Raw genomic sequence first — 11800 nt, forward strand, 5'->3', positions numbered from 1 at the left:
AGTTCGTCTACGCTGAGTGGGTGGACCCTTTGAGCTACGTCCTCAGCGGAATCCGTGCGGAAGGCTCGATGATCGGGCGCGCCGTGCTGCGGGCCCCGTGGACGATCCGGTTCGTCGACCGCGCGCCGCTGACGATGGTCACCGTGCTGCGCGGCGGCGGCACGCTGATCCTGGACGACGGCGCCGAACGCGAAGTGCGCGCCGGTGACACGGCCGTCGTGCGCGGGCCGGCCCCGTTCCGCTTGGCCGACCGGCGTGAGGAACTCGGTAGGGTTCCCGCCGAATACGAGATCGCCTGTTTCGTCGACGCCTCCGAGTGCGGCGATCCCGGTCCGCACGGCATCGGCCGCGACGCGGACACCGACGACGCCACGGTCCTGATCGTCGCCGCCTACCGTGCCTCCGGCCACCGTCACGAGCGACTGCTGCGCGCCCTGCCGCCGGTGGTGGTGATCAGCGACGACACCGAAGGGTGCGCGTGGCTCGACGCCGCGGCCGACGAGTCCACCGCACCCGGCGCCGGTTCCCAAGCCCTGCTCGACCGACTGCTCGACTGGGGGTTGGTGTGCTCCCTGCGCAGCTGGTTCACCGACGAAGGCGCGGACGCGCCCGGATGGTTCCAAGGACTGTCCGATCCCGTGGTCGCCCCCGGTCTCGAGGCCATCCACGGCCAACCGACCCGCGCGTGGACCGTCGCCGCCCTCGCCGAACGCGCGGGCGTGTCACGGGCCCTGTTCGCGAAGCGTTTCACCGCCGTCATGGGCCGCCCGCCGCTGACCTACCTCACCGAGATTCGCATGGACGAGGCCGCCGCCCTGCTGCTCGACACCGATCTGACCATCGCGCACATCGCCCGAACCGTGGGCTACGCCGACGCTTTCGGCTTCAGCGCCGCCTTCAAGCGCCACCGTGGCCTGAGCCCCACCGCCTTCCGCGTCGCCGCTTGAGCGGTGATCAGGCGAAAGGCCAGTGGGAGAGGCGATCCCGGGCGCGCTGGGCGTAGGGGCGCGCCCCGAGGAGTCGGGACCGCTGCTCGGCCTCGGCGACCAGGCCTCGCCCGTCGGAATGTCCGAGCAGGCCGCGGGCGGTGCCGCGGTACAGGCCCGAGGGGCCGAGGCAGACCAGGCCCGGCCACTGCACCAGCAACGTCTCGCCCCACCCGCGGGTGAGCGGTTCGAGGACGGCGGCGAGTTCGGCGACCCGCGCCCGATGACCGGGCGCTCGCTGCCCCACAGCGAGCAGTGCCTCGAGCAGCAGCGGCACCCGCACCGCGACGCGCGGTCCGTGCAGTCGCCCGGGTAGCGCGAGGATGGTCTCGACCAGTTCCAGCGCCCGCTCGTGATCGCCGGTCTCGGCGGCGGCCATCGCCACCACCAAGCCGAAGTCCTCGTCGAAGTCCTCGGCCATCCGGTCGGCCTCCGCCAGCGCCTCGCCGAGCCGTCCCCGGTGCCACAACTCGAGGGAACCGCTGGTCAGCAGCGAGGCGTCGGCGAGTAGTCGGGCCGGTCCGTCGAGCGCGCCGAGATCCTCGGCGAAGCGGGTCATCAACGCGCGGGATCGGTCGTAGTCGCCGCGCAGCACGGCGAGCATCACCTGCCACCACAGGTGGGTGGCGGCCAGATCGGTGCCGCCGTCGACGGCCGCGCGCGCGAATTCGGCCGACAGCCTGCGCACCAACCGCAGATCGCCGACCTCCAGCGCGCAGACCCGCCGCAGATGCAGCGCCGTGGCCCTGGCGTGGCTGTCCTGGCCGGCGAGTTCCTCGAGCTCCTCGGCGATCTTGTGCCGTTCGGCTACCGTCGTCGGATCCCACCCGCACACGAATTCGGCGAGCAGCACCTGCGGCCAGGAGGGGGCACCCGGCGCGCTGCGTGACCGGGCGTCGGCCAGCGCGTCCAGGTCGCCCGCGAGACCGTGGACGGCGCGGTCGACGGCTTCCATCGCCTCGACCTCGGCCACCAGGTCGGTGTCGAGTTCGAGTCGGTGGGCCAGTGCCCGCGCCCGCAACCCCGACGAACCCGATTGCACCACACCGTATCCGGAGAAATATCCGGCGACGCCGCGCGGCGCGGCCAGCAGCGCGGTCCGCGCGAGTCCGGTCCAGTCGCCGCGCGCCTCGCACAGTCGACCCGCCCGCTCGAAGTGCGCGCCCGCCGCGTCGTAGTGTCCGAGCCGATGGGCGGCCTGCCCCGCGAGCCGCTCGAGTTCGAGCACGGTCGCGTCCTCGTCCGGATGGGCATGGCGCAGACCGCGTTCGGCGAAGTCGAGGCAGTCGGTGGCCGCCCCGCTCCGCAACGCGGCTCGGGCCGCCGTCAGACAAGCTCGCGCCGCCGCGCCGTCGAGGGAATCCAGCGCCGCGGCGCTCAGATGCACCGCGCGTTCGGCGACGGCGTCGGGCCGCCGCTCGGCCAGCGCCTCGGCGATCCGCCCGTGCAGCGACGCCTGTCGCGACGCGCCGAGGCCGCCGAGGATCGTCTCGCGCACCAGTTCGTGCGTGAAACCGATTGCGCGACCCTCGACCGTGACGATCTGCGCGGCGACGAGTTCCGCTGTCCACCGGTCGAATTCGGCCCCGCCGGTGGCAGCCGCGGCCACGCCGACCGTGGTGCGCGCGCCGATCACGGCCAGCACTTCGGCCAGGTCCCGCGCGCCCGCCGACACCGCCGTCAGCTTCGCCGCCGTGATCTCGCCCGCCGCCCCGGTCAGCGGCCGTCCGGCCCGCGCCAGCTCACACAACTGCGCCACCAGGAAGGGACTGCCGCCCGCGCGCGCCACGATCTCCGCGCGCACCCCCGCCGGCGCGCCCGACAGTTCGACCTCCACCCATTCGCCGACAGCGCCCGCCGCCAGCGGCCCCACCTCCACCGGCACGTGCGCGCCCGCCGCCCGCAGCACCCGCATGACCGCGTCCCGCTCCGCCGCGAGCGGTTCGGCCCGAACGGTGACCAGCAGCAGCACCGGATGAGCCCGCAGCACCCGCACGGCTCCCGCGATCATCCGCAGTGAATCGAGGTCGGCCCACTGCGCGTCCTCGAGCACGGCGACCACGTGACCGGTCTCGCGCGCCACCTCGGCGAACAACCCCGCCACGGTCCGAGCGGTCGGCGTCTCCGGCACGACGCGGCCCCGCACCGCCGCCTGATCCAGCCACGGCGTCACCGTCGCCATCGCCGCACCGACCCCGTTGATCCCCGCCGTGACATAGGCGTCGCCGCCGTGGCGGCGCACCGCGTCCTCCACCGCGGCCGTCTTGCCGATTCCCGGCGCGCCACGCACCGTGACGACGGTGAGCCCCTGTCGCGACCGAGCCCACGCGCGATCCAGAACCGCCGCCACGTCCTGGCGACCGACCAGTCGCGGACCGAGCACCGGTGCGTGCGACTCGCGCGGATCGCGGATCTCCCGCTCCACCCGCGCGGTGTCGGCGGTCGGGTCGAGTCCGAACTCCTCGCGCAGGTCGCGCCGCAACCGCACCAGCACGTCCAGCGCCTCCGACACCCGCCCCCGATCGCGCAACGCCACCGCGAGCAGTCGCGCGGTGGACTCCCGCAGCGGATGACGTTCGAACTCCTCGGTCAGCAACGTCACGGCGGGCCGGGCGCGTCCGAGCGCCAGCAGTCCCTCCGCGCACAGTTCCACCAGATCCGACCGCAGTTCTTCGAGGCGGGTGCGCTCGGGCGCCAACTCGACGATGTCGGCGACCTCGATCAACGCCTCGCCCCGCCACAGTCGCACCGCCCGCTCGAGCAGTGCGACGGCCCGTTCCAGGTCACCGTCGGCGTAGGCGGTCCGCGCGTCGCGGGAGAGCACATCGAGCAGGTCGAGGTCCGTGCCCGACCCGGCGCAGCGCAACACATACCCGCTCGCGACGGTCTCGATGCGCAGATCGGGCAGTGGCCGCAAGGTGCGGCGCAGCCGCGACACATACCCCTGCAAGGTGACCTGCGCGCTGTCGGGCGGATCCCCGCGCCACAGCAGTTCGCACAGGTGGCCCGCACTGCGCGCCGTCCGCTCGGCCGCGAGCAGGACCAGCAGTTCGGCGTGCTTGCGCGCGGGGACCTCGAGGCGGGCGCCGTCGGGACCGCGCACCTCCAACGGCCCGAGCACCGCGATCGCGGGCCGGTCCGCGTCGGACCAGTCGGGCACCAGCGTCACACCAGCGCCCTCGCCGACCCTTGGCCCATGACCAACACCGAAGCCCTCCTGCCGACCACCACCACCCGCGCGAAGCGGACCGCCGCGGGCAGTCCCTCCAGCGAGACTGTACTGCGCCTGTGCGGCGCGGCGCTCTCGCTCGGCGGCGCGCTGTGCGTCGCAGGCGGCACCCTGCACCCGATCGTCGCCGGCAAAGGCCATTCCGTCGAAGCCCTCACCAGTGGCGGCACGCCGATCGCGCAGACCCTGCTCGGACTCGGCACCGTCGCGCTGGTCCTGGGCCTGCCCGGCATGTACGCGTGGATGCGCACCCGCCTCGGCCCGATCGGCTTCCTAGGGGTCGTGTGCTATCTGATCGGCAACATCGTCACCGCCACCGGCCACCTGATCGTCGAACTCTTCGTCGCCTACCCGTTCGCGAGCGATCCCGACACCGCCCACCTCATCGCCGATAACGACAACATGATCGACACCACGGCCTTCGCGCTGTTCAACACCCTCGGCGGTCTGGTGATGCTGGCCGGTATGGGCCTGCTGGGCGCGAGCATGCTGCGCAACGCCACCGTCCCGCGCTGGATCGCCTTGCTGACCCTGTTCGGCATGGTCGGCTTCTTCCTGCCCATCCCCGCGACCGCGGGCATCTCCGGCTTCGTCTACGAGGCCCCGCGCGGCATCGCCGTGGCTGCGATCGGGGTCCTGATGCTGCGCAGGCCGGGCGGGCTGCTCCGGTGGCGCTCCTGATCAGTGACCTCGGACGAGTGCCCGGTACAGCGCGAAGGACGGTTTCGGTCGGTAGGCGTCGGTGACCAAACCGAGCGTGCCGACCGGCTGATCCGACGCGCTGTCGGCGTCCCTGAGCCCGAACAACTCGTACCGGGTGACGTTCAGGGCGTCCGCTGCCGAGAGGATCGCCCGCCACATGTCGGATGATGCCGAAATTCACACGGCTATACCGTCTTTCGCAGCGTGCTCCGGCCACTCGATAGCGCCGGACCGGAGTCGCGCGATCAGCCCCGCAGCCAGGTCGCCTCGGCGGCGACGATTCCGCGCCACTACGCGACTTCGAGCATGTGCGCTTCCGCGACCGGTCTGCCGCACGTTGTCGCCTCCGCCGTCAGGGCGGGCGCATCCATCCCTCGACACCCGGACGCACGGCGCGGCCACCTATGCGGCTGTCGGTCGAATCACCTACTGCGAGAGTCGTATTGGCCTGGATACCCTTCGAGCGTCCCATCACGTCGCTGACTTCCAGGGGTAGATATGAAGCGCATGAACAGCAAGATGATGGCTTTCGGGGGTTTCACGGCGGCCGTCCTGGCCGTGAGCACCGTGGGGGCGGGCTCCGCCGCCGCCGCGCCGACCGGATGTTCGACGGGCGGCGGCGGCACCTACGCCACGGCGCGCTGCACGGGCGGAACCGGCTCCTACCAGGCATACGCGACCTGCATGAACCCGACGATTCCCGGTGCGACCTTCTACCAGTTCGTCGAAGGGCCGTGGAAGGGGGCGGGCAGCGGCGAGACCAGCACGGTGTGGTGCCCGTTCCTCTACGTGGTGCAGAGTCGAGGCGTCGGTATCCGGAACTGAGTCGGTGGGCAGCGGGACCATCGCGATCGGGAACAGCGTCGGGGGCGTCGGCATGCGGAGCCGAGCCGATGGGACGCGGGACCGCCGCGATCGGGAACAGCGCCGCGGCATCCCGAGCAGGGTCGGTGGGACTCCCACTGAACCGGGAGCCTTCGCGGCGAGTGATCAGCCGCGTTGCGGGTAACGCTGCATCATGACCGCCCACACCCACCGCAAGTCAGGAACCGCCGCCCCGGCAGTGCCGCGCATTCCGAGCGGGATCGCGGCGATGACCGCGCGGATCACCGCCTGGGTGGGGCCCGCGGCCATCGCCGGCATGGGATTGACCATGGCGGTGGTGGTTCCCCTCGGCATCCTGGGGTGAGCCCGCACCGGTCCGGCCGGCCCGGTGCGGAACTCTAGACCGACACCGCCCGCGCGGCGGCGAGAGCCGAAGCCCACCACTGCACTTGGTCGAGCAACGCCTCGGCCGCTTCGGCGGGTTCGCGCGGTTCGAGGAGTTCGCCCTCGGCGTCGAAGAGCAGGTAGTAACGCGGGAAACTGACGTAGTCGCGCACGGTGTGGGCGTTGAGTTCGGTGAAGATCTGACGCAGGTGCTCGATGGCGAGCAGACCACCGCTGGCCCCGCTGTAGCCGACGAATCCGACGGCTTTGTTCTCCCACTGCGTGAAATGCCAGTCGATGGCCGATTTCAGCGCGGCCGGATAGCTGCGGTTGTAGTCCGGCGTGACGATCACGAACGCGTCCGCCGCGTCGAGGCGCGCGGTCAGGTCGAGCATCCCCTCCGGTCGTGGTGGATTCGGTTCCAGTCTGGGTGAGACCGCGGGCAGGGCCAACGGGAGTTCGGCGTCGGCCAGATCGATCACATCGATCTCGAACCCACCGTGCCGCACCGCCTGCTCGACGAACCACTGGGCCACCACCGGCCCGAAACGGCCTTCGCGCACACTGCCGATGATCACCGCGAGCCTCAGCGGGCTCCCGGATACTGTCTTCTCACTCACGTTGTCGCTCCCGCATGCTCGATCGGCTGTCGAGATCAACTCTCTCGCCGTGCGGACGAGCGGGGGAGTCCGTGGGGAGGGTGGTAGCGACAGGGGCACCCTCCGCGCCCGCAGGAAGTGCCGAAGTCGAGCCGTCACCAGGGGAGCGGCCCGGCATCGTCGAAGAATCCGCCGGTCGGTCCGTCGTAGACCGGGACGGCGAGTCCGCCGGGAGGGAAGTTATCCGGACGGCCCCGGCCCGCGGGTCCGCGACCACACCCAGTTGACCCAGCTGATCACCCTCGGCCGAGCTTGCGCGATCATGCCCGAGTCGCTGCGGGCCCGGTTGCGCGATCACGCCATTGTGCCGGTGTTACACGGACCGGCCGTCACGACAGTCATCGCCCGGCTGCCGCACAGCAGATCGAAAGCCGTCGCCGATCTCGTCCGCACGGCGACACGCCTCCCGGGTTCCTCGTATTCGAGAAGTCCGCGGACGGAGTCCTGGTCGGTGGCGCGACCGTGCAGCCCGGTGGGGACGTGTCCTCGCGAACTCTCGGCTGGTGGATCGGATCGGAGGACCGACGCGCCGGCTACGCGAGCGAAGCGGTGGCCGCGCTGGTCGAGGCGATCCACGCCGCCGGTTTCACCACCGTCGAGATCGGCACCAACGAAACGAATCTCGCGGTGCGGCGAATCTGCGACCGGATCGGGGCGACGGAAAAGGATCGGCGCGCGCAGCCGTTGCCGGACGGCTCGGTCGTCCCCGGAATCTGGCACGAGCACCGGCAGGTGAGCGCCGAGAAGCCTTGATCCGGTCGATCCGGGGCCGTGGGAGAGTGGTGGTGACAGGGATACCTTCGGCACGACCACGCCCGTTAGATTCGAAAGGTGAGTGACAACGAACTCGGGTTGTTCCTGCGTACTCGACGAGAGGCGGTCACACCGGCCCGCGTCGGTCTGCCGTCCGGGCCACGGCGTCGCACGCCCGGTCTGCGTCGTGCCGAACTCGCTACTCTTGCCGGCGTCAGCGTCGAGTACATAATTCGACTCGAGCAAGGTCGTGATCGTCACCCGTCGCCGTCGGTGCTCTCGGCTATCGCCGATGCGCTTCTGCTGGCGCCGAGTGAGCGTATTCACCTGTTCCGCTTGACCAAAGCCGGTGATCCTGGGTTCAGTTGCCTCGGCCATGCTCGTCCGGCCCGCAGTGTTCGCCCGTCGGTCCGGGCGGTACTGGATCATCTGGAGCCCGCTGCCGCGGTAGTGGTGAATCGTCTGAGCGATATTCTCGCTCACACCGAGGGCTATCGTCGGTTGATGGCGTCGACAGGTCTTCTCGATGATCCGTCCACCGCCAATCTCGCGTTGTTCGTTTTCGGTGACGCACGGGCCCGGGAGTTCTATCCGGATTGGAGCCATGTCGCCGATCAACAGGTGGCTGCCCTGAAGCAAGGACCTTTCCGCAACGATCCGGCGACCGCGGCTCTGGCAGATGAACTCGAGATCGTCGCCGGCGCGGAGTTCACCCGCCGCGTCGCCACGGTGCCCAGCCTGCCCGCCGCGAACGGTGTCACGCGTGTCGAGCATGCCGAGGCCGGTCGGTTGCGGCTGTCGTATGAAACTCTCGATCTTCCCGCGGATGACGATCAACAGTTGGTCGTCCATCTCCCGGCGGATGAGGTGACCGCTACTGCTCTGGCCGAGTTCGCAGGCCACGCCCGTGTTGGGCTGCATGTGGTTTCGGGTTGAGCAGCGTAGCCACAGCGAAAGAAGAGCATGAGGCGCAATCGAATTCGCGAAGATCCGAGCTCCTCGGATCGGGAGACCCGGAGTTCGGCCGCGCGGCACAATGCTTCCCGACCCCGTCGCGCTGTCGGACCTGACCGCACTGCTACGCGACGAAGACACCGCCGTACAACACGAAGCCGCGGATTCTCTGAGCCGGCACGAGCCTTGATCGGCGACGGTGTCGACAACACCTACGACCGCGGCAGGCCGTTGAGGTGACCGTTGGATTCTCAGGGCTGTTGAAATTGCCGGATATTCGAAAGCATCTGCTCGATCAGTTGGTCGCCAACGCTGGGAAACCACGCCTTTGCGATGCCTCGCTCGCCGAGAACAATCCTGGAAGCATCGCCGCCCAAAGATTCGATTTTGTTGGCCAGTTGTGCCATTGCGCGGTACTGCAAGGGCAATGTCTCCTGATGTACTTTGCCTTGCTTGGTGAGGTACAGCAAGTCGTCGACCCTCTTTTTCAGGTCCTTCTCGACCTGCTTGAGCTCTTTACTCTTGAACATCGCCACCTGCGATACCTTCCACGCGCACTTGCCTCGGCCCGCCGACTGTCAGCCTCAATTTCTTGACAGAATCTACCTGATGGCCGTCACCGAGCGCTGTCATTCATGCAGTGGACAGATCCATGCAATGGCCACTTGGAGCCTCCATCGGGTGCGGCGAGAATCATTGGTGTGCAGTCTATTTCGGCGCGTCAGCGCTGTGGTTCATGGATGATGAGTAGTGGGCGGTTATCGAACCGCGATTGCCAGTGAAGCCGATAAAACGTCAGGCCCAGCTCGGCGCGACCAGAGAGGGGTCAGGAATAGTGGGGAGAAAAGTCAATGGGGCTGCTGCACGAGTAGGTGACGTCATAGTCTGCCCCTAACCCGTTAGGTTGGAGTCTTGGTGGCCAACCGACCGCGGCTCTCCTCGTGCCATCCTGATGGGCAGTCCTCAGGCGGGGGCGGGGAGGCTCGAGGTGCGCCACTTCACCCGCCATGGCTTCAGGATACGAGACGACGGCGGGCGGTCCGGTGGTGAATTCGCCGCGTGATCGGTTACGCGCCGATTCGGGGGCGGCTCGGCGTAATTCGGCATCGCGTCGGGGTGATCGACGAGGATTGGCCGTCAGCGCGGCCGTTCCGGTTCGGTGGGGTGGCGATTCGGTGTCGGAAGGTGCCGTGGAATCCCCAGGGGATGTGGTGTTCGAGCCAGGCGGTGGCGAGGGGGCCGCGCTCGAGGTCGGTGGCGTCGAGGACGACGAGTTGGGACAGGTCTTCGTCCAGGTGGTGGTTCAGGGCCAGTAGCCAGCCGTCGTCTTCGGCGGCGTCGGGGTGGCGGGGGATGAACAGGGGTTCGCCGACGGAGCTGGGGCCGAGGTCGCAGGCGGTCGTCTTGCCCGTGCGGGTGTCGACTTTGACCAGGGAGTTGAACAGGCGGGCGGGTCCGCCTTTGCCGGCGAAGTAGGTGTAGCGGTGTTCGCGGGCGCCGCGGCGCCAGTCGAATTGCGGAAATTCTCCGGACCGGTCGGTGAGTTGGGTCTCGATGATCCGACCGTTTTTGGTGATCCGATATCGCAGGAGTGTGGAGTCGGGGTATTCGGGGATTCCGCGGTCGGTGCGGTTGACCATGCCGGTCATGTGTCGCAGTTTCGCCCAGTCGGTTTCCAGGCGGGGGAGTTCGATCACGACGTCGTCGCCGTCGTCGTAGGCGTTGGTGAAGTGGACGTGCAGGAGGGCTTCGTGCTCGAGGACGCGCACGCGGCCGCCGTTCCTGGGGACGAGGACGAAGCGGGTTCCTTTGTGGCGCTTGAATTCCAGGGCGTCCACGAAGGAGGTCGTCGACAGGGCGATTTTGGTGATGTCGGGCAGGATCGGGTCCAGGACGAACACCATGTACTTCTCGGTGAGCGCGAAATCGTGATTCCACGGCAGGTCCAGCATCGGGACGGTGGCGAGTTTGGTCAGGCGGCCCCTGCGGTCGACGCGGAAGGTGCGCAAGCGCGGTGTCGGCAGCAGGTCGAGTCCGAAGTTGTACATGTCGCCGGTGGCGGGGTCCCATTTCGGGTGCGCGGAGAACGCGCCGAGATAGCCGAGTCGACCGCCGAAATCGGTGATGCCGATGGTGTCGAGACTTTCGGGGTCGATCCGATGGGGATTGCCGATCTCCCAGAGCGCGAGCAATTCGTCGCCGCAGTTGACGATATTGGTGTTGGCCACGTTCGCGGGCAACCGCCCGACGTTCGCCCAGAATCCTCCGGGGATCTGATCTCCGACGCCGCGGAAGCGGATGGTGTTCGATCCGCGGCCGTGCTCGAAGTGCCGGGTCCGCACGTAGCGGTTGCGGAAGCGCACCGATCGGCCGTCGAGGATGAACTGCGAGATCATGCCGTCGCCGTCGAAGATGTTGTGCAGCAAGGTCCGTCCGACCTGGTACTTGCCGGGGCCGATGCGGTAGAGGGTGCCGGTCAGCTCGGCCGGAAGCGTTCCGTCGATGCGCGTGACGCGGTAGTCGTGCTCCTCGAGCAAGGGCGCGGTGACCTGCTGATAGGGCGTCGCGCTCGGGCCGGGGCGGGTCGTGGTCATCGCGAGTCTCCTTGGATCGAAATCTGACAACGCCTGTTATCTGAACACGGGTGTTATCAGACGATAGGAGGCCGCTACACTGCTGTCAATGAGCGAGGAGTCCCGTATCTACGGCGGCGTCAGCGCCGCGGAACGCAGCTCGAGTCGCCAGGATCGGCTGCTCGCGGCGGCGACCGCGCTGTGGGGGGAATCGGGTATCGCGGCGGTCACCGTGCGGGGGGTGTGCAAGGCCGCCGGCCTCACACCGCGATATTTCTACGAACACTTCGCCAATCGCGAGGAGCTGCTGGTCGCCGTCGCGGACGAGGTGCGCGACCAGTTGCTGGCCGCGATGGTCGGTGCCGGACTGTCGAGCACGGGGCCCGCCGAAGCGCGGTTGCGCGCCGCCCTGGAAGCTTTCTTCGAGACCGTGGCGAATACGCCCTACGTGCATCGCATCATCGCGAGCGACCCCACCGACGTGGGCGCGCTCGCCCAGCGCCGCCGCGCCGTCGTCGACACCGTGGCCGACCTCGTCGTCGACCACGCGCCCGCGGCTCTGGGATTCGACCCCGACCCGGACTTCCTCAGGCGCGCCGGCATCTTCATCACCGGCGGCGTCGATCAGATCATCGAAGGCTGGCTCGCCGGGACCATTACCGGGACCGCCGCCGAACTCGCCGCCGACTGCGCGCGGATGTCGATCAACGTGTTGCAGCCGCCCGACCGGTAGTC

General features: G+C 69.0%; 12 protein-coding genes. 7 read left to right on the plus strand and 5 right to left on the minus strand.

Translation table 11 applies throughout. From position 1 onward, the window contains the following. Nucleotides 1-20 precede the first annotated feature (20 nt). The gene (locus ON30_RS13225) at nt 21-947 is read left to right on the plus strand and encodes an AraC family transcriptional regulator (protein ID WP_040707009.1); all 927 of its coding nucleotides are present in this window, start codon (nt 21-23) and stop codon (nt 945-947) included. A gap of 7 nt (nt 948-954) precedes the next feature. Here the strand turns inward: ON30_RS13225 and ON30_RS13230 are convergent, their stop codons facing one another. Continuing rightward, nucleotides 955-4155, minus strand: coding sequence for an ATP-binding protein (locus tag ON30_RS13230; protein ID WP_051029267.1), 3201 nt, complete (start codon nt 4153-4155; stop codon nt 955-957). Nucleotides 4156-4182: 27 nt separating this feature from the next. Between ON30_RS13230 and ON30_RS13235 the strand changes: the two genes are divergently transcribed. Further along, complete coding sequence (locus tag ON30_RS13235) at nt 4183-4896, plus strand: hypothetical protein (protein ID WP_040707117.1); 714 nt, start codon at nt 4183-4185, stop codon at nt 4894-4896. Here the strand turns inward: ON30_RS13235 and ON30_RS13240 are convergent, their stop codons facing one another. Continuing rightward, on the minus strand, nt 4897-5076 hold the full coding sequence (locus tag ON30_RS13240) for a hypothetical protein (RefSeq protein WP_040707013.1): 180 nt from the start codon (nt 5074-5076) through the stop codon (nt 4897-4899). Nucleotides 5077-5415: 339 nt separating this feature from the next. On the opposite strand from ON30_RS13240, the gene ON30_RS13245 reads away from it, so the two are divergent. After that, nucleotides 5416-5742, plus strand: coding sequence for a hypothetical protein (locus ON30_RS13245; protein WP_245554025.1), 327 nt, complete (start codon nt 5416-5418; stop codon nt 5740-5742). A gap of 193 nt (nt 5743-5935) precedes the next feature. Continuing rightward, nucleotides 5936-6106: a hypothetical protein gene (locus ON30_RS39125; protein WP_157183717.1), complete on the plus strand. Its 171-nt coding sequence runs from the start codon at nt 5936-5938 to the stop codon at nt 6104-6106. A gap of 34 nt (nt 6107-6140) precedes the next feature. Here the strand turns inward: ON30_RS39125 and ON30_RS13255 are convergent, their stop codons facing one another. Continuing rightward, nucleotides 6141-6746, minus strand: coding sequence for an NADPH-dependent FMN reductase (locus ON30_RS13255; RefSeq protein ID WP_040707017.1), 606 nt, complete (start codon nt 6744-6746; stop codon nt 6141-6143). Nucleotides 6747-7037: 291 nt separating this feature from the next. Here ON30_RS13255 and ON30_RS37480 point away from each other — a divergent pair, with 291 nt between their 5' ends. Both ON30_RS37480 and ON30_RS13265 read left to right on the plus strand, forming a co-directional pair. Then, complete coding sequence (locus tag ON30_RS37480) at nt 7038-7538, plus strand: GNAT family N-acetyltransferase (protein ID WP_083911354.1); 501 nt, start codon at nt 7038-7040, stop codon at nt 7536-7538. A gap of 78 nt (nt 7539-7616) precedes the next feature. Next, nucleotides 7617-8474 carry a helix-turn-helix domain-containing protein gene (locus ON30_RS13265; protein WP_040707019.1) on the plus strand — a complete coding sequence of 286 codons (858 nt, stop codon included), beginning with the start codon at nt 7617-7619 and terminating at the stop codon, nt 8472-8474. A 269-nt stretch (nt 8475-8743) separates the two neighbouring features. Here the strand turns inward: ON30_RS13265 and ON30_RS13270 are convergent, their stop codons facing one another. Continuing rightward, nucleotides 8744-9028 carry a hypothetical protein gene (locus ON30_RS13270; protein ID WP_040707021.1) on the minus strand — a complete coding sequence of 95 codons (285 nt, stop codon included), beginning with the start codon at nt 9026-9028 and terminating at the stop codon, nt 8744-8746. A gap of 531 nt (nt 9029-9559) precedes the next feature. After that, complete coding sequence (locus ON30_RS13275) at nt 9560-11086, minus strand: carotenoid oxygenase family protein (RefSeq protein ID WP_063719871.1); 1527 nt, start codon at nt 11084-11086, stop codon at nt 9560-9562. 88 nt (nt 11087-11174) lie between these two features. Here ON30_RS13275 and ON30_RS13280 point away from each other — a divergent pair, with 88 nt between their 5' ends. Further along, a complete protein-coding gene (locus tag ON30_RS13280) occupies nt 11175-11798 on the plus strand; it encodes a TetR/AcrR family transcriptional regulator (RefSeq protein ID WP_040707023.1) in 624 nt (207 codons plus the stop codon). Nucleotides 11799-11800: the final 2 nt, after the last annotated feature.

Origin of the sequence: Nocardia takedensis NBRC 100417 (assembly GCF_000308695.1) — a bacterium.
Classification (GTDB): domain Bacteria; phylum Actinomycetota; class Actinomycetes; order Mycobacteriales; family Mycobacteriaceae; genus Nocardia; species Nocardia takedensis.